At 72.3% G+C, this 18,306-nt stretch carries 15 protein-coding genes; 11 read left to right on the forward strand and 4 right to left on the reverse strand.

Annotation, left to right across the window (positions count from 1 at the left end; all coding sequences use genetic code 11):
- The first annotated feature begins 71 nt into the window (after positions 1-71).
- Positions 72-1,040 (forward strand): porphobilinogen synthase, encoded by a 969-nt coding sequence (gene hemB, locus F0L17_RS15255; RefSeq protein WP_162466826.1) that lies wholly within the window; start codon positions 72-74, stop codon positions 1,038-1,040.
- Positions 1,041-1,127: 87 nt separating this feature from the next.
- Here hemB and F0L17_RS15260 read toward each other — a convergent pair whose 3' ends face one another.
- Positions 1,128-2,321, reverse strand: coding sequence for an RtcB family protein (locus F0L17_RS15260; RefSeq protein WP_162466231.1), 1,194 nt, complete (start codon positions 2,319-2,321; stop codon positions 1,128-1,130).
- Positions 2,322-2,557: 236 nt separating this feature from the next.
- Here F0L17_RS15260 and F0L17_RS15265 point away from each other — a divergent pair, with 236 nt between their 5' ends.
- The 3 genes from F0L17_RS15265 (at position 2,558) to F0L17_RS15275 (ending at position 6,020) form a co-directional block, all read left to right on the forward strand.
- Positions 2,558-3,490: a hypothetical protein gene (locus F0L17_RS15265; protein WP_162466232.1), complete on the forward strand. Its 933-nt coding sequence runs from the start codon at positions 2,558-2,560 to the stop codon at positions 3,488-3,490.
- 208 nt (positions 3,491-3,698) lie between these two features.
- Positions 3,699-4,388, forward strand: coding sequence for a DUF3558 family protein (locus tag F0L17_RS15270; RefSeq protein ID WP_155071517.1), 690 nt, complete (start codon positions 3,699-3,701; stop codon positions 4,386-4,388).
- Positions 4,389-4,544: 156 nt separating this feature from the next.
- Positions 4,545-6,020, forward strand: coding sequence for a DUF2637 domain-containing protein (locus F0L17_RS15275; RefSeq protein WP_155073674.1), 1,476 nt, complete (start codon positions 4,545-4,547; stop codon positions 6,018-6,020).
- A gap of 34 nt (positions 6,021-6,054) precedes the next feature.
- Here the strand turns inward: F0L17_RS15275 and lysS are convergent, their stop codons facing one another.
- On the reverse strand, positions 6,055-7,803 hold the full coding sequence (lysS, locus tag F0L17_RS15280; protein WP_162466233.1) for a lysine--tRNA ligase: 1,749 nt from the start codon (positions 7,801-7,803) through the stop codon (positions 6,055-6,057).
- 195 nt (positions 7,804-7,998) lie between these two features.
- Between lysS and argS the strand changes: the two genes are divergently transcribed.
- Positions 7,999-9,789, forward strand: a complete 1,791-nt coding sequence (argS, locus tag F0L17_RS15285) for an arginine--tRNA ligase (RefSeq protein ID WP_155071518.1) — start codon at positions 7,999-8,001, stop codon at positions 9,787-9,789.
- Between the two features lie 85 nt (positions 9,790-9,874).
- On the opposite strand, the gene F0L17_RS15290 is transcribed toward argS, so the two are convergent.
- Together F0L17_RS15290 and F0L17_RS15295 are read right to left on the reverse strand one after the other, a co-directional pair.
- Entirely contained in the window at positions 9,875-10,672 is a 798-nt protein-coding gene (locus tag F0L17_RS15290) for an SDR family NAD(P)-dependent oxidoreductase (protein ID WP_155071519.1), read from the reverse strand.
- A gap of 202 nt (positions 10,673-10,874) precedes the next feature.
- Positions 10,875-11,483: a hypothetical protein gene (locus F0L17_RS15295; protein WP_155073676.1), complete on the reverse strand. Its 609-nt coding sequence runs from the start codon at positions 11,481-11,483 to the stop codon at positions 10,875-10,877.
- Positions 11,484-11,609: 126 nt separating this feature from the next.
- On the opposite strand from F0L17_RS15295, the gene hemL reads away from it, so the two are divergent.
- The 6 genes from hemL to ccsB all read left to right on the forward strand — a co-directional run bounded on the left by hemL (position 11,610) and on the right by ccsB (position 18,281).
- Complete coding sequence (gene hemL / locus F0L17_RS15300) at positions 11,610-12,944, forward strand: glutamate-1-semialdehyde 2,1-aminomutase (protein ID WP_155071520.1); 1,335 nt, start codon at positions 11,610-11,612, stop codon at positions 12,942-12,944.
- Between the two features lie 140 nt (positions 12,945-13,084).
- Positions 13,085-13,732: a histidine phosphatase family protein gene (locus F0L17_RS15305; RefSeq protein WP_238420611.1), complete on the forward strand. Its 648-nt coding sequence runs from the start codon at positions 13,085-13,087 to the stop codon at positions 13,730-13,732.
- Positions 13,733-13,893: 161 nt separating this feature from the next.
- A complete protein-coding gene (locus tag F0L17_RS15310; RefSeq protein ID WP_155071521.1) occupies positions 13,894-14,511 on the forward strand; it encodes a TlpA family protein disulfide reductase in 618 nt (205 codons plus the stop codon).
- A 5-nt stretch (positions 14,512-14,516) separates the two neighbouring features.
- Complete coding sequence (locus tag F0L17_RS15315) at positions 14,517-15,281, forward strand: cytochrome c biogenesis CcdA family protein (RefSeq protein WP_155071522.1); 765 nt, start codon at positions 14,517-14,519, stop codon at positions 15,279-15,281.
- Position 15,282: 1 nt separating this feature from the next.
- Positions 15,283-17,142, forward strand: coding sequence for a cytochrome c biogenesis protein ResB (gene resB / locus F0L17_RS15320; RefSeq protein WP_155071523.1), 1,860 nt, complete (start codon positions 15,283-15,285; stop codon positions 17,140-17,142).
- Between the two features lie 5 nt (positions 17,143-17,147).
- Positions 17,148-18,281 (forward strand): c-type cytochrome biogenesis protein CcsB, encoded by a 1,134-nt coding sequence (ccsB, locus tag F0L17_RS15325; protein ID WP_162466827.1) that lies wholly within the window; start codon positions 17,148-17,150, stop codon positions 18,279-18,281.
- Positions 18,282-18,306 lie beyond the last annotated feature (25 nt).

Raw genomic sequence — 18,306 nt, forward strand, 5'->3', positions numbered from 1 at the left:
CGATCGACAACGGCGCGTACGGCGGAACGTACGGCGGTGGTGCGCGCGGGGGCGCGTACGGGGACTTCCCCGTGGTGCGCCCCCGGAGGCTGCGCACCACCCCGGCCATGCGCCGCATGGTCGCCGAGCACCGGCTCCACCCGGCCGAGCTGATCCTCCCCGTCTTCGTGCGGGAGGGCATCACCGAGCCGGTGGAGATCTCCTCCATGCCCGGCGTGTACCAGCACACGCGCGAGACCCTGCGCAAGGCCGCGGCCGACGCGGTGGCGGCGGGCGTGGGCGGGATCATGATCTTCGGCGTGCCGGAGGAGGACAAGAAGGACGCCGTCGGATCCCCCGGCACCGACCCGGACGGCATCCTCCAGGTGGCGCTGCGCGACGTGCGCGCCGAGGTCGGCGACGACCTGGTCGTCATGTCCGACCTGTGCCTGGACGAGTTCACCGACCACGGCCACTGCGGCGTCCTGGACGAGCGCGGCCGGGTGGACAACGACGCCACCCTGGAGCGGTACGCGGAGATGGCGTGCGTCCAGGCGGAGGCGGGCGCGCATGTGCTGGGGCCCAGCGGGATGATGGACGGCCAGGTCGCCTTCGTCCGCCGCGCCCTGGACGAGGCCGGGCACCAGGACGTGTCGCTGCTCGCCTACACCGCCAAGTACGCCTCCGCGTTCTACGGGCCCTTCCGCGAGGCCGTGGGGTCCTCGCTGACGGGCGACCGCAAGACCTACCAGCAGGACCCGGCCAACGGACGCGAGTCGATGCGCGAGCTCGCGCTCGACCTCGCCGAGGGCGCGGACATGGTGATGGTCAAGCCCGCGCTGCCGTACCTGGACGTGCTGCGCCGGGTGGCGGACGCCGTGGACGTCCCCGTCGCCGCCTACCAGATCTCCGGTGAGTACGCGATGGTCGAGGCCGCGGCGGAGCGCGGCTGGATCGAGCGGGACCGGGCGATCATGGAGACGCTGACGGGCATCAAGCGCGCGGGCGCGAACATGATCCTGACCTACTGGGCGACCGAGGTGGCCCGGCGGCTGTCCTGAGCCGCCGGGCCGTGTCCGGGGCCGCGCCCGGCCCCGGACACGGCCCGGGACGCGGCCCCGGACACGGCGTCGTACCGCGCGGCCGCGTCAGCCCTTGACACAGACGACCTGCCGCAGCTTCGCCACCACCTCGACCAGGTCGCGCTGCCGGTCGAGGACCTGCTCGATCGGCTTGTAGGCGGCCGGGATCTCGTCCACCACGCCGGAGTCCTTGCGGCACTCCACGCCGCGGGTCTGTTCGGCCAGGTCCCGCGCCGTGAACCGCCTCTTCGCCGCGTTGCGGCTCATCCGCCGCCCCGCGCCGTGGGAGGCGGAGTTGAAGGCCGCGGCGTTGCCCAGCCCCTTGACGATGTACGAGCCCGTGCCCATCGAGCCGGGGATGATGCCGTACTCGCCGCTGCCCGCGCGGATCGCGCCCTTGCGGGTGACCAGCAGGTCCACGCCGTCGTAGCGCTCCTCCGCGACGTAGTTGTGGTGGCAGGAGATGACGGGCTCGAAGGTGGGCCGGGCCTTCTTGAACTCCTTGCGGACCACGTCCTTCAGCAGCGCCATCATGACCGCACGGTTGCGCCTGGCGTACTCCTGCGCCCAGAACAGGTCGTTGCGGTACGCCGCCATCTGGGGTGTGTCGGCGGTGAAGACGGCGAGGTCGCGGTCGACCAGGTCCCGGTTGTGCGGCAGTTTCCGGGCCACGCCGATGTGGTGCTCGGCGAGTTCCTTGCCGATGTTGCGCGAGCCGGAGTGCAGCATCAGCCAGACGGCGCCGTCCTCGTCCAGGCAGACCTCGACGAAGTGGTTGCCGCCGCCGAGGGTCCCCATCTGCCGCGCGGCCCGTTCCCGGCGGAACCGGACCTCCTCGGCGAGGCCGTCGAAGCGGGACCAGAAGTCGTCCCAGCCGGCGCCGGGGACGCCGTGCAGGCGGCCCGGGGCCACCGGATCGTCGTGCAGGGCGAAGCCGACCGGGATGGCCCGCTCGATCCGCGAGCGCAGCCGGGAGAGGTCGCCGGGCAGGTCGTTCGCGGTCAGGGAGGTGCGTACCGCCGACATGCCGCAGCCGATGTCCACGCCGACCGCGGCCGGGCAGACCGCGCCGCGCATGGCGATCACCGAGCCGACCGTCGCGCCCTTGCCGTAGTGGACGTCCGGCATCACGGCCAGCCCCTCGATCCACGGGAGCGTGGAGACGTTGTGGAGCTGGCGCATCGCCCCGTCCTCGACGGTCGCCGGATCGGCCCACATGCGGATCGGGACCCGGGCTCCGGGAACCTCGGTGTAGGACACGTTCGTTCATCCCCCTCGGAAGACGTGTGGGAACGGCGCGCCCACTCGCGGGCACAGTGGGCTCCTGCCGCGTGTGTCCATCCACAGAAGACGGACGTAATACTGCAGATGCCCCACCGTATGGAGGTCCCGCGGAGCGGACCGTGGGCATCGTGCGGTAGACATTGTGTTCCGCTGCCTTCGTGTGGCGGCAACGTGTTTTCGAGCGTTCCCACGGACGAGGGAGTTGGGCGGCAGTGCAGCGGAAGGCGTACGCCACCGGCGCGGCGATCGCCGTCGTGCTGGCCGTAGGGGCCGTCGGCTGCACGGGCGGCACCGGCGAGGGCGGTGCCGCCTCCGACAGCAAACCCGGCGCGGTCAGCGCCGAGGCGGCCACCGCGCCGCCCGGCACCCACCGGAACCTGCCCGAACCCTGCGGCGCGGTGGGCACGGACGTCCTGAAGGCGATGCTGCCCGGAGCGGAGAACCGTTCCCCCGCCGCGGAGGGCGACGGTGGGGTCCCGGAGGCGTACGAGGGCGAGCAGACGGTCACCTACGACAACGACCGTCGGGTGGGCTGCCGCTGGAAGAGCTCGACCGGCCTGGGAAGCCGCCACCTCCTGGTCGACTTCGAGCGGGTCGTCTCCTACGACCCGTCCGTCAGCGACGACAAGCGGGCCGAGCTGCTCTACGAGGACATGGCCCTGGAGGCGGGCATCCCGACCGCGGCCCCGGACGCCGAGGACGGACCGGACACCGAGGACGGACCGGACACCGAGGACGGCGACGCGGAACCGGCCGGAAGCGAGGGGCCGGGGGAGACCGGGAGGCCCGCGACCGGCGGGGAATCCGGGGCGCCGGAGGGGGCCGGGAGTCCCTCCGGCGAGGACGAGGGGAGCGGAGAGCCCGACGAGCCGGGCGTCGCGACCCGACCGTCCACCCCCGCCGCCGAGACGGCACCGCGTCCCCTGGAGGGCCTCGGGGACGCCGCGTACATCGACGACGAGCTGGTGACCGCCGACGCGGGCGTCCACCGCGACATCACCTTGGTCCTCCGCACCGGAAACGTCATCGTCACCATCGAGTACGAGCAGTGGGTGACGGACCGGCGAAGGCTGCCCGACAGCGCCGAACTCCAGGAGAAGACCCGGAAACTGGCCGAGCGGCTCGTCAGGGAGTTCGAGGACTGAGGAACGGGCCGGCCGCGTCCGGAAACCTCCGGGCGCGAGGCCCCGCGGCGGCGCTGAGAGACCGGACACACCCCGCCGTGGTGCCGCCCGACCGGTTCCGCGACCGTCCTAGGCTTCTGCGGTGTCGTCCCCCCGGTGGCGTACCGTGCCGTCCGGCAGTCCGGCAGGGCGTGCCGCGGTCGCCCAGCACATCGGAAGCGAAGGAACCATGCACCGTAACGCCACGCGCACAGCCATCCGTACGCTCGCCTGCGCCGCCGTGCCCATGCTGCTGGTGGCGGGATGTTCCTCCGACTCCGGCGACAAGGAGCGGGCCGAGCCCTCGGCCTCGACCTCCACCTCCAGCGCGCCCCCGAGCCCGGCTCCGGTGAAGTTCACCGAACTGCCCGACCCCTGCAAGACGCTCTCCAAGGACACGATCAAGGACGTGGTCCCCAAGGCCGAGGAGTCCGGCAAGAACCTGGGGTCCAAGGACGCCGACGGCTACGGCACCTGCCTGTGGACCGGCCTGGACGGCTACCAGCACCGCACGCTCACCGTCTCCCTCAAGCGGTTCGACTCCGACCTCACCCTCGGCAGCGGCGCCGAGCGGGCCGCCGAGCACGCCGGCCGGCAGGTGGCGGCGATCGGCGAGGACAAGGAGAACGAGAAGGTCGAGAACGCCCCGCTGGACGGGGTGGGGGACCAGGCGACGGCCATATCCTTCGAGACGAAGAGGAAGAACGGGAAGGAGACCGTGGACTACCGCGAGCAGCGGATCGTCGCCGTCACCGGCAACGTCGTGGTGGTCGTGGACTACGAGGGCGCCGGCCTGGAGAAGGGCGGGACGCCGAAGGCCGAGGACATCCGCGAGGGCGCGGTGAAGGCCGCCAAGGACGCGGTGAAGGTCGTCGGATAACGGCCGCCCGGCGGCGGGAAGGACCCCCTTCCACCGCCTCCCCCACCCCGCGTTCCCTTCGGCTCCCCGGCACGACCCCGGCCCGGCCCGCTCCACCCCGGCCCCGTCCCCGGCGGGGCATCCACTCGACGACCTCGCGAGGACACAGCAGTGCAACTGACACGGACTCACCGCATACTCGTCGGCGTGGTCGTGGCCGGGGCGGTGGTGATCGCGGCGATCGGTTTCGCCGGGTCGTACGCCGCCGTCCGCGACCTCGCCGAGAAGAAAGGTTTCGGAGGCTTCGCGCCGTTCTTCCCCATCGGCATCGACGCCGGGATCGTGGTGCTGCTGGCCCTGGACCTGCTGCTGACCTGGATCCGCATCCCCTTCCCGCTGCTGCGGCAGACCGCCTGGCTGCTGACGGCCGCCACCATCGCCTTCAACGGCGCCGCCGCCTGGCCGGACCCGCTGGGCGTGGGGATGCACGCGGTGATCCCGGTGCTGTTCGTCGTGGCCGTCGAGGCCGCCCGCCACGCGGTCGGCCGGATCGCCGACATCACCGCCGACCGGCACATGGAGGGCGTGCGGATCTCCCGCTGGCTGCTGGCCTTCCCCTCCACCTTCCGACTGTGGCGTCGGATGAAGCTGTGGGAGCTGCGCTCCTACGACCAGGTGATCCGTATGGAGCAGGACCGGCTGATCTACGAGGCACGGCTGCGGGCCCGCTACGGGCGCGGCTGGAAGCGGCGGGCGCCGGTGGAGGCGCTGATGCCGCTGCGGCTGGCGCGGTACGGGGTGCCGCTGTCGGAGACCGCCCCGGCCGGACTGGCGGCCGCCGGCATCGAACCCAAGCTCGTCCCGTCGGTGGGCGGTGCGGCCGAACCGTCCGCGACGGCGGCCGCAGCGGCGGCCGCAGCGGTGCCCGCGGCACTCGCGGTGGAGGCGGCGGGTCCCGGACCGGAGGGGGCCTCGGACGCGGACCCGGCCGAACGGGAGCCGGCCGCGGGTGGGGCCGGCCCGGAACGGCACGAGTTGCTGCCGCCGTCCTGGCGCACCGCCGAGGGGAAGGGCACCGCGATGAGGACCGCCGTGGAGTCAGCCGTGGGGACCGCCGTGGAGAAGCCCGTGGAGACCGCCGTGGGGAAGGCCGCGTACGGACCGGTGCCTTCCACGTGGGAGGCGGTCGACGGGCGGACCGCGCGGGCCGGAGAGGCCGCGCCGGCGGAGGCGGCCGTACCGGAGGCGGCGCCCGGGAAACGACCCGCCCCCAACGGAACCCCCGACACCGGGCTCACGATCCCGAGGGACCCGGCCAACCCGGACGGGCGACACCGCCCGTTGGGCGGGGCACCGTCGAACGGCCGCACCGCGCCCGTACCGGCGCAGCGCACGACCCGGCCGGAGCCGGAGGGGGAAGTGGCCGACGAACCCGTCGGCATACCGGACGGGATGCCCCGTGAGGACGCCTACTACCGGGCCTACCACAGGTACATCGTGGAGAAGGGGGAGTTCCCCAACCCCCAGCAACTCGCCCTGACGCTCCAGGAGGACGGCATCAGGGACGCCGGCGGCGGACCCCTCAGCGAGTCCTACCTCCGCCCGTACGTGCACGAGTTCAAGGACCGGTACCGGACGGGCCTGGCGGGCTGACGGCCCGCCGGACCCGTCCGGCACGGGGGCGCCGCTACGCGCCCAGCAGCTTGCGGACCCGGTCGGCGCCCACCGCGAGCAGCAGGGTGGGCAGCCGCGGGCCGGTGTCCCGTCCCACCAGGAGCCTGTAGAGCAGGGCGAAGAAGGCGCGCTGGGCGACCTTCAACTCCGGCGTCGGCTTGGCGTCCGGCGTCAGACCGGCCCGTACCTTGGGCACCCCGTAGACGAGCGTGGTCAGCCCGTCCAGCGACCAGTGTTCGTCCAGCCCGTCCAGCAGCAGCCGCAGCGACTCGCGTGCGTCGTCGTCGAGGGAGGACAGCAGTTCGGTGTCCGGCTCCTCGCGCACCCGGGTGCGCTGCTCGGCCGGGACCTGGGTGGTGACCCACCGCTGCGCGCGGTCCAGCCGCGGACGCGTCTCGGCCAGGGAGCGGACCGGGTTCTCCGGGTCCAGCTCGCCCAGGATGCGCAGGGTCTGCTCCTCGTCCCCGGTGGTGATGTCCACCACCGAGGCCAGGGTGCGGTACGGCAGCGGGTGCGGGGTGCGGGGCAGTTCGCCGGTCGCGGTGGACGTGGCGCGGCGGTGCGCGGCGGCGTCCGCGGGCTGCGCGGTGCCGTCGGCGACCTTGCGCTCCAGCGCGTCCCACTCGTCGTAGAGCCGCTGGATCTCCTGGTCGAAGGCGACCTTGAAGGACTGGTTCGGCCTGCGGCGGGCGTACAGCCAGCGCAGCAGCGGTGCCTCCATGATCTCCAGGGCGTCGGCCGGGGTGGGCACCCCGCCCTTGGAGCTGGACATCTTCGCCATGCCGCTGATGCCGACGAAGGCGTACATCGGGCCGATCGGCTGCTGCCCGTCGAAGATCTCCTTCACCAACTGCCCGCCGACGACGAACGACGAGCCGGGCGACTGGTGGTCCACGCCGGAGGGCTCGAAGACCACGCCCTCGTACTTCCAGCGCATCGGCCAGTCGACCTTCCAGACCAGCTTGCCGCGGCGGTGCTCGGAGAGCAGCACCGTCTCCTCGTGGCCGCACCGGCACACGTAGGTCAGCTCGGTGCTCTCGTCGTCGTACGCGGTGATCGTCGTCAGGTCGCGCTCGCAGACGGAGCAGTACGGCTTGTAGGGGAAGTACCCGGCGTCGCTCGCGCTGCCGTCGTCCTCGCCCGCGGCGCCCGAGCCCTCGGCGGCCTCGATCTCCGCGTCGTCCATGGGCTTGCCCTGCTTCTTCGCGGTCCTGCCCGCGGGGCCCTCCGGCGTCACCTTGGTGCGGTAGCGGTCCAGGACGGCGTCGATGCGCTCGCGCTCGCGCATGGCGTACAGGATCTGCTCGGTGTAGGCGCCGGAGGTGTACATCTCCGTCTGGCTGATGCCGCGCACCTCGATGCCCAGCTCGTCCAGCGCCCGCACCATGGCGGCCTTGAAGTGCTCGGCCCAGTTGGGGTGTTCGCTGCCGGGCGGGGCGGGCACGGAGGTGAGCGGCTTGCCGATGTGCTCGGACCACGAGGCGTCGACGCCGTCGATGCCCGCCGGGACCTTCCGGAAGCGGTCGTAGTCGTCCCAGGACAGGATGTGCTCGCAGGCCACGCCGCGCCGCTTGATCTCGTCGGCGACGAGGTGCGGCACCATGACCTCGCGGAGGTTCCCGAGGTGGATCGGGCCGGAAGGACTCAGGCCCGAGGCGCAGACGACGGGTTTGCCGGGGGCGCGGCGCTCCGCCTCGGCGATGACCTCGTCCGCGATGCGGGAGACCCAGTCGGTCTCTGTGCTCTGAGCCACGGTCGGCACGTCCCTCTCCTGGCTGTGGGTTCCTGGCTCCCGGGCGCCGAACCGGCGGTGTCCGGGATGACGGTTCCGATGACGGTTCCATTGTTTCAGACGTGCGGCGGGCCCCGTGCCCGTGATATCCGCGCGCCTCGGCCGTCGGCCGCGTGGGATACTGGACCGATCCGAAAACCCCACTCAGAGGAACGGCACTCCTTCATGGCCTCGGTCCCCTCCCTTGCCGCCACCGTCCACCAGCGTGTCGCGGACGCCCTCTCGGCATCCCTGCCGGAGGCCGCGTCGGCGGACCCGCTGCTGCGACGGAGCGATCGGGCGGACTTCCAGGCCAACGGGATGCTGGCGCTGGCCAAGAAGCTCAAGGGCAACCCGCGGGAGCTGGCGACGAAGGTCGTCGAGGCGATGCCGTCGTCGGACGAGATCGCGCGGATCGAGGTCTCCGGACCGGGCTTCCTCAACATCACCGTCGCCGACGCGGCGATCGTCCGGAACCTGGCGGCGCGGGCCGCCGACGAGCGGCTGGGCGTGCCGTACGCGGAGCAGCCGGGCACCACGGTGATCGACTACTCCCAGCCCAACGTGGCCAAGGAGATGCACGTGGGGCACCTGCGCTCCACGGTGATCGGCGACGCGGTCGTGAAGATCCTGGAGCACCGGGGCGAGACGGTGATCCGGCGCCACCACATCGGCGACTGGGGCACCCAGTTCGGCATGCTCATCCAGTACCTGGAGGAGCACCCGCACGAGTTGGACCACGGCGGGGAGGCCCCGGGCGCCGCCGGTGGCTCCGGTGACTCGGGCGAGGCCGCGATGTCCCGCCTGAACCGGCTCTACAAGGCGTCGCGGGCGCTGTTCGACTCCGACGAGGAGTTCAAGCAGCGGGCCCGGGACCGGGTGGTGCTGCTCCAGAGCGGCGACGAGCGCACGCTGGAGGCGTGGCGGAGGATCGTCGGCGAGTCGATGATCTACTTCCACGCGGTCTACGACCAGCTCGACGTGGAGATCCGCGACGAGGACGTGGTCGGCGAGAGCGCGTACAACGACGACCTCCAGCAGGTCGTGAAGGAGCTGGAGGAGAGCGGGGTGGCCGTCCGCTCCGAGGGCGCGCTGTGCGTGTTCTTCGACGACGTCAAGGGCCCCGACGGCAAGCCCGTCCCGCTGATCGTGCAGAAGTCCAACGGCGGTTTCGGCTACGCCGCCACCGATCTGGCCGCCATCCGCGACCGGGTGGGGAAGCTGGGCGCCGACACCCTGCTGTACGTGGTGGACGCCCGGCAGGCGCTGCACTTCAAGATGGTCTTCGAGACCGCGCGCCGGGCCGGCTGGCTGCCCGAGGGCGCCGCGCGGCAGTTGGCGTTCGGCACGGTGCTGGGCAAGGACGGCAAGCCGTTCAAGACCCGTGAGGGCGAGACGGTCCGGCTGGTGGACCTGCTGGGCGAGGCCGTGGAGCGGGCCACGGCCGTGGTGCGCGAGAAGGCCGAGCAGGGCGGGCTGGAGCTCACCGAGGAGGAGATCGCCGAGCGCGGCGGCCAGGTGGGCATCGGCGCGGTGAAGTACGCGGACCTGTCGACGTCGATGTCCCGCGACTACGTCTTCGACCTGGACCGGATGGTCTCGCTCAACGGCGACACCAGTGTCTACCTCCAGTACGCCTACGCCCGGATCCAGTCCATCCTGCGCAAGGCGGGCGACGCGAGGCCGGTGCCGCACCCGGAGCTGTCGCTCCAGCCGGCGGAGCGGACGCTGGGCCTGCACCTGGACGAGTTCGCCGAGACCCTGGCGGGCGTGGCCGAGACGTACGAGCCGCACAAGCTGGCCGCCTACCTGTACGGGTTGGCCTCGCACTACACCACGTTCTACGACCAGTGCCCGGTGTTGAAGGCCGAGGACGCGGCGACGGTGGAGAACCGGCTGTTCCTGTGCGACCTGACCGCCCGCACCCTGCACCAGGGCATGGCGCTGCTGGGCATCCGCACGCCCGAGCGGCTGTGAGCCCGCGCGGCTCGTGAACGCCGCGAGCGTCCGGGCGCCCGTCCCCGCGGGGGCGGGCGCCCGGACGTTCCGGTGCCGCTGCGGCTCAGCGCTCGCGGTGCACCTTGGTGTTGGACGCCTGCGCCCGGGGCCGGACGACCAGCAGGTCGACGTTGACGTGTGACGGGCGGGTCACGGCCCAGACGACGGTGTCGGCCACGTCCTCGGCCGTCAGCGGTTCGGCGACGCCCTCGTAGACCTTCGCCGCCTTCTCGGCGTCCCCGCGGAAGCGGGTGAGGGAGAACTCCTCGGTGCGCACCATGCCCGGCGCGATCTCGATGACGCGGACGGGCTGCCCGCACACCTCCAGCCGCAGGGTCTCGGCCAGGACGTGGGCGCCGTGCTTGGCGGCGACGTATCCCGCCCCGCCCTCGTAGGTGCCGTGGCCGGCGGTGGAGGAGAGCACGAGGACCGTGCCGTCGCCGGAGGCGGTCAGCGCCGGGAGCAGGGCCTGCGTCATGTTGAGCACGCCCAGGACGTTGACCTCGTACATCGCCCGCCAGTCGGCCGGGTCGCCGGTGGCCACCGGATCCAGCCCCAGGGCGCCGCCCGCGTTGTTGACCAGCACGCTGCCGGGGGCGAGGGGGCCGAGCCGGTCGGCGAAGGCGTCCACGGCGGCCCGGTCGGTGACGTCCAGGGCGTACGGTTCGGCCGGGTGCCCGGCCCCGGTCAGCTCGTCGGCCAGGGCTTCGATCCGCTCGGCGCGGCGGGCGGCGAGCACGGTCCGGTAGCCGGCGGCGGCCAGCCGGCGCGCGGTGGCGGCACCGATCCCGCTGCCGGCGCCGGTGACGACGGCGGTGGGAGCGGTGGTCTGCTCGGCCGGCTGCTCGGCGGGGGAGGTCATGGGCGGGCCCCTTCGGGATGGACGGTCCTGTGTCGCTCGCAGGATAGGTCCGGAGCGCTCCGGGAAGTTCCCCGACCGGGTCGTCCGCACCGCGGCGCCCGCGTGATCGACACGGCTCCGACCAGGCACCCGGCGCCCCGATCACGTCCCGATCACATCGCGGTGGTCCGGACGGAGGCCACCCGGAGGCACCCTCGGGCCGTCAGGGCCAGACCAGGCAGTACGGCTGGTGGCCCGCCTCGTGGAGACGGTGCGAGAAGTCCTGCCACTCGTGCAGGAGCCGGTAGACGTCGAACGCGTCGCGCGGGCCGCCCCGGTCGGGGACGGTGGACCAGATGAAGGCGGCGGCACCCACCGACTCCTCGCCGATGCCGCGCAGCGGATCGACGACGGCCATGGGGAGCTTGACCACCGCGTAGTCGGAGTGGAGCACGACCAGTTCCAGCGGGGGCACCCTGTGCAGGGGTATGCCCTCTATGCCGGTGAGGACCATCGCGGCCATCGTCTCCGGCTTGATCCTGGTGAACATGCCGTGTCCCAGTTCGTCGCCGCCGAGCTCCTCCGGGCGCATCGAGATGGGCACCCGGGCGGCGGTGGCGCCGTCCGGCGCGCCGAAGTACTTGTAGGTCACGGCCAACCGGCCACCCTTGCCGCTCCTCGTCTCCGCCACTTCCGCCGGCTCCGCGGTCTCGGACACCTCGGGCGTCCCGGGCACCTCGCGAGCCGCCTCACGCCGGTGTCGGCCCCGCGCGCGCCTGGGGCGCGGCCCCAGGTCCCCCGTGCCCTCGCCAAGTCCGCCACCGCGCTGCATGTCACCACCCGACCATTCGCGGCCCCCGCCGCGCAACCAGATCATCGTCTCAGAGACTTCCCAAGACCTCCCCGTCTGGCGAGCCGTGAAACGCCCGGCCGCACATGCGCGCGAAGCTCTGAGACCATGGCTTGCGTGAGCTATCCGTACGAAGCACCAGTATCGCAGTCGCTGTACGACCGCGCCGCCGTTGTGACACCGGGGGGCGTGAACTCTCCGGTGCGCGCCTTCGGGGCCGTGGGAGGCACTCCCCGCTTCATGGTCTCCGGGTCCGGCCCGTACCTCACCGACGCCGACGGCCGCGAGTACGTCGACCTGGTGTGCTCGTGGGGTCCGATGATCCTGGGGCACGCCCACCCCGTCGTGACCGAGGCGGTCCGGGCGGCGGTCGAGCGCGGCACGTCCTTCGGGACACCCGGCGCGGGCGAGGTGGAACTGGCCGAGGAGATCGTCGCCCGCGTCGCTCCCGTGGACCAGGTGAGGCTGGTCTCCTCCGGCACCGAGGCCACGATGTCCGCGATCCGGCTGGCGCGCGGCTTCACCGGACGCGCCAAGGTGGTCAAGTTCGCCGGCTGCTACCACGGACACGTCGACGCCCTGCTGGCCGCGGCCGGCTCGGGGGTGGCCACCTTCGGCCTGCCCGACACCCCCGGTGTGACGGGCGCGCAGGCCGGCGACACCCTGGTGCTGCCCTACAACGACCTGGCGGCCGTGGCCGCCGCGTTCGAGGCGCACCCGGACGAGATCGCCTGCGTGATCACCGAGGCGTCGCCGGGCAACATGGGTGTCGTGCCGCCGCGCGAGGGCTTCAACGCCGGGCTGAAGGAGCTGTGCGAGCGCCACGGCGCCCTGTACGTCTCCGACGAGGTGATGACCGGCTTCCGGGTCTCGAAGGAGGGGTGGTACGGCATCGACGGCGTCGTGCCGGACCTGATGACCTTCGGCAAGGTGATGGGCGGCGGCTTCCCGGCCGCGGCCTTCGGCGGTCGGGCCGACGTGATGGCCCACCTCGCCCCCGCCGGCGCCGTCTACCAGGCGGGCACCCTCTCGGGGAACCCGGTCGCCACCGCCGCCGGTCTGGCGCAGCTGAGGCTGCTGGACGACGCGGCGTACCGGACGCTGGACGCCGTCTCCGCCGAGGTCCGCTCCCTGGTGACCGAGGCACTGGCCAAGGAGGGCGTGGCGCACCGGATCCAGCGGGCGGGGAGCATGTTCTCCGTCTTCTTCACCGACGAGGACGTGGTGGACTACGCCGCCGCCAAACGGCAGGAGTCGTTCCGCTTCACCGCCTTCTTCCACGAGATGCTCGCCCAGGGCGTCTACCTGCCGCCCTCGGCCTTCGAGGCGTGGTTCGTCTCCACCGCGCTCGACGGCGGGGCGATCGAGCGGATCGCCGCCGCCCTGCCCTCCGCCGCGCGCGCCGCCGCCCGGGCCGCCGCCCCCGGGGAGGCCGGGGCATGACGGACGCGAGAGTCACCGAGGGCGCGAGGGACGTCGACGACCCGGCGGGGATGACGGACCCGGCGGACGTGACGGTCACCCGGGAGACCGCGGGCGAGCGGGAGCAGCACGGCGGCGGACAGCGGACCGTCGTCCACCTCATGCGGCACGGCGAGGTGGAGAACCCCAAGGGCATCCTCTACGGCCGTCTCCCCGGCTACCACCTCTCCGACCTGGGGCGCCGGATGGCCGAGCGGGTCGCCGAACACCTGGCCGAGCGCGACGTCACCCACGTCGTCGCCTCCCCGTTGGAGCGAGCCCAGGAGACCGCCGACCCGATCGCCAAGGCGCACGGTCTGGACGTGGCCGCCGACGCGCGGCTGATCGAGGCGGACAACGTCTTCCAGGGCAAGACCTTCGGCGTCGGCGACGGGGCGCTGCGACGGATCGCCAACTGGCCGCACCTGCGCAACCCCTTCCGGCCGTCGTGGGGCGAGCCGTACATCGACCAGGTGGTGCGGATGATGTCCGCGCTCCAGGCCGCCCGGGACGCCGCCCGCGGCCACGAGGCGGTGTGCGTCAGCCACCAGCTCCCGATCTGGATCGTGCGCAGCTTCGTCGAGCGCCGCCGCCTCTGGCACGACCCGCGCAGGCGTCAGTGCACCCTGGCGTCGCTGACGACCTTCACCTTCGTCGGCGACCGGATCGTCTCCGTCGGCTACACCGAGCCGGCCCGTGACCTCGTGCCGCCCCACCTGCGGGCCGGGGCGAAGCCGGTCAAGGGCAGGAGCAAGGCGTTCGGAGCCTGACCGGGCCGCGCGGCGGGGCCGGCCCGGTGCGTGCCGCGGTGGACGTCGAAGCGGTGAAACGGCTCACGTACCGGGCGGAAAACAGCAGGTCCGCCGCATGGTGTCCGGTATCGGTCGGGGGTGGGGAACGAACCGCGGAAGGAGCATGGGAAACTTTTCACATGATTCTTCGCGCTACCGGACCCCGCCGCCGTCCCCGACCGTCCGCGGCCGTGGCCGCCGCGGTGGTGGGCGCGTTGCTCCTGGCGGGGTGCGGCGGTGAGGACGCGGCACCGGCCGACGGCGGTTCCGGCAAGAACTACGTGGCCGGGACGGGCGCGGTCACCGAGGTGGAGCCCGGGGAACGCGAACCCGCCCCGGTGCTCTCCGGCGAGACGGTGGACGGCGAGCGGCTGAGCACGGCCGACTACCGGGGCGACGTCCTGGTCGTCAACGTGTGGGGGTCGTGGTGCCCGCCCTGTCGCGCCGAGATGCCCCACCTGGTGAAGGTGGCGAAGGAGACCGAGGACCAGGGGGTGCGGTTCGTCGGGATCAACACCCGTGACCTCGACCGGGTTCCGGCCCAGCGGTTCGAGGACGACTACGGGGTCCCCTACCCCAGCCTGTACGACCCCTCGGGAAAGCTCCTCCTGCGCTTCCCCAAGGGCAGCCTCAACCCCCAGGCCATCCCCTCGACGCTCTTCATCGACCGTGACGGGAGGATCGCCGCGCGGGCCCTCAAGCCGCTCGGCGAGGAGGAACTGCGCTCCATCCTCGAACCCCTGATCAAGGAGAAGTGAGGGGGATGCTCCACCTCGCCTCCGTCACGGGCGTCAACGAGACCGTCTTCTCCGGCGGGCTGCTCCTGGCGGTCCCCGTCGCGCTGGTGGCCGGACTGGTGTCGTTCTTCTCGCCCTGTGTGCTGCCCCTGATCCCCGGCTACCTGTCGTACGTCACAGGGATCGGCGGAGCCGACCTGGCGGAGGCCCGGCGGTGGCGGATGGTGCTCGGCTCCTCGCTGTTCGTCGTGGGGTTCACCGCGGTGTTCGTCTCGGGCGGCGCGCTCTTCGGGTACTTCGGGCGGACGCTCCTGGCCCACCAGGAGGTGCTGGGGCGGATCCTGGGCGTGTTGCTGGTCGTGATGGGCCTGCTCTTCATGGGCCTGCTCGGGGGGGTGGGGCAGCGCGAGTTCCGGTTCCACCGCAGACCGGCCGTGGGGCTGGCCGGCGCACCCCTGCTCGGCGTGCTCTTCGGGGTCGGCTGGACGCCCTGTCTGGGGCCCACGCTGACCGCCGTCAACGCGCTGTCCTTCAACGAGGCGAGCGCGGGCAGGGGCGCGCTGTTGACCACCGTCTACTGCCTGGGCCTGGGGCTGCCGCTGGTGCTCACCGCGGTCGCCTTCCGGCGGGCGCTCGGCGCCTTCTCCTGGGTCAAGCGGCACTACGTCTGGGTCATGAGGATCGGCGGAGGCATGCTGATCGCGCTGGGCGTCCTGATGCTCACCGGGGTCTGGGACCTGGTGCTCACCGAGCTCCTCGCCTGGACCGGCAGTTTCACCGTAGGGATCTGACATGCCCACAGCCAATGCCGAGAACACCGAGAAGGCCGAGGACCAGGAGGCCGGCACCCGGATCTCCACGGCCCCCCGCGAGGACTCCGCGGCCGACGTCCCCGCCCTGGGCCCGGTGGGCTGGGCCCGCTGGTTCTGGCGGCAGCTCACCTCGATGCGGGTCGCGCTGATCCTGCTGTTCCTGCTCTCGCTCGCCGCCGTCCCCGGATCGCTGGTCCCGCAGAACGGCTCGGACCCCTTCGCCGTACGGGAGTTCAGACGGCGGAACGAGACCCTGGCGGAGGTCTACGACAAGCTCCAGCTCTTCGACGTCTACAGCTCGGTGTGGTTCTCCGCGATCTACATCCTGCTGTTCGTCTCGCTCATCGGCTGCATCGTCCCGCGGAGCCGGCAGTTCGTCGTCCAGCTCCGCTCCCGACCGCCGCGCGCCCCGGGCCGACTGACCCGGATGCCCGTCCACACCACCTGGCGCACCGACGCCGAACCGGAGCGGGTGCTGGAGGCGGCGCGGACGCTGCTGCGCGGACGACGCTTCCGCACGGACCGGGTCGAGGAGCCCGCCGGGACCACCGGCGCCGGCCCCGGCGGCTCGGTCGCCGCCGAGAAGGGGTATCTGCGCGAGGTCGGGAACCTCGTCTTCCACGTTTCGCTGATCGTGATGCTGCTCGCCTTCGCCGCGGGACAGCTGTGGAACTCCGAGGGCGGCAAGCTCATCGTGGAGGGCGACGGCTTCTCCAACACGCTCGTGCAGTACGACGACTTCACCTCGGGCACGCTGTACGACACCGCCGACATGGACGTCTTCGGCTTCCGGCTGGACGACTTCCACGCCTCCTTCGAGCGCACCGGACCGCAGCGCGGCACCGCGCGCACCTTCCGCGCCGACGTCTCGTACTGGGAGGGCGCGGACGGGGCGGAGAAGAAGACCACCATCGAGGTCAACCACCCGCTGGAGGTCGGCGACTCCAAGGTCTACCTCGTCGGCCACGGCTACGCGCCGGTCGTCACCGTCACCGACGGACAGGGCGAGGTGGCGTACCGGGGCCCGGTCCCCTTCCTGCCGCAGGAGAGCCTGGGGCTGACGTCCACGGGCGTCATCAAGGTCACCGACTACCGGAACCGGGACGGCGAGCGGGAACAGCTCGGCTTCCAGGGCATCTTCACGCCCACCTACGGGATCGACGCCGAGCGCGGACCGCACTCGACGTTCCCCGAGTTGGACTATCCGGTGCTCTCCCTCAACGCCTTCCACGGCGACCTGGGCGTCGACTCGGGCCTCCCGCAGAACGTCTACCAGCTCGACACCGACAAGATGGAGCAGTTCAAGGCGGAGGACGGGGACCTGTTCCGCGCCGACCTGCGCCCCGGCGAGTCGATCGACCTGCCGAACGGAGCGGGCACGTTGACGTTCGACCGCGTCGAGCAGTGGGCCAGCTTCCAGATCTCCCAGGAACCCGGCGAGGGCTGGGCGCTGGCCGGCGCCACCGCCGCCGTGCTCGGACTGGCCGGCTCGCTGTTCGTCCGGCGCCGCCGGGTGTGGGTCCGCGCCCGGCGCGGCGCGGACGGCACCACCGTGGTGGAGATGGCCGGACTGGGCCGCAGCGAGTCCGCGCGGCTCCCCGAGGAGCTGGGCGACCTGGCCGTCGCGCTCCAGGACGCCGCGCCACCCGCCGCGGAACGGGACGCCCGGGACGCCCGGGAGGCGCCGGAGGCGGAGGAACCGAGGCCCGACGGTCCCGGCGCGGACGGAGCCGGAGGGGCCGATTCCAAGGCGCCCGCCGGAGGGACCACGGGGGAGACCACAGACGCACCGGACGCCACCGAAGGCGCCGGACCCTCGTCACGAGGAGAGACCGAGTGAACCCAGTGGACATCGCCGTCGCAGCGAACGAGAGCCTCGCCGAGTTCAGCAACCTGTTGATCAAGTCGGCGATGGCCGTCTACGCCCTGGCCTTCGTCGCGCACATCGTGGAATGGGTGTTCGGCAGCCGCAGCAGGGTGGCCCGCACGGCCACCGCGCTCACCGCGAACAACACCGCGAACAACACCGCGGGGAACACCACGAGGAGCACCGCGGGGAAGGAGACCGCCGGTGCCGGGGTCTCCGTCACCGTGCGGACCTCCGGCGGCACCGACGTGCTGGAGAGGCCGAAGGTCGTCACCCGGTCCGCCCCGGGCCGCCGGGCCGGGGTGCCGGACGGTCCGGGCGCCGCGGGCGGGGACGAGCGGGGCGATCTGTACGGCCGGATCGCCGTCTCCCTCACCGTCCTGGCGTTCCTGCTGCACTTCGGCGCGGTGCTCACCCGCGCCCTGTCGGTGCAGCGGGCCCCCTGGGGCAACATGTACGAGTTCTCGACGGCCTTCTCGATGGTCGCCGTCGGCGCCTACCTCGGCTTCCTGATCGCGAGGAAGAACGTCCGGTGGATCGGCCTGCCGCTGGTCACCACCGTGCTGCTCGACCTCGGTCTGGCCATCGTGGTCTTCTACACCGAGAGCGACCAGCTCGTTCCGGCGCTGGACTCGTACTGGATGTGGATCCACGTCTCGCTGGCGATCGTCTGCGGCGCGCTGTTCTACATCGGCGCGGTCTCCACCTTGCTGTACCTGTTCCGGGACCGTTACGAGGCCAAGCTGGAGGCGGGCGGGAAGCCGAACGCCTTCGCCTCCTCGGTGCTGGAGCGGCTGCCCAGCGCGGCCTCCCTGGACGGCTTCGCGTACCGCATCAACGCCGCCGTCTTCCCCTTCTGGACCTTCACCATCATCGCGGGCGCGATCTGGGCCGAGAACGCCTGGGGCCGCTACTGGGGCTGGGACCCCAAGGAGACCTGGTCCTTCATCACCTGGGTCGGCTACGCCGCCTACCTGCACGCCCGTGCCACGGCGGGGTGGAAGGGGCGCAGGGCGGCGTACCTGGCGCTGATCGCCTTCCTCTGCTTCCTGTTCAACTACTACGGCGTCAACGTCTTCTTCGACGGCCTGCACTCCTACGGCGGGGTGTGACCGGCGGGGCCGGTCACGTCCGGGG

Source organism: Streptomyces taklimakanensis, assembly GCF_009709575.1.
GTDB lineage: Bacteria > Actinomycetota > Actinomycetes > Streptomycetales > Streptomycetaceae > Streptomyces > Streptomyces taklimakanensis.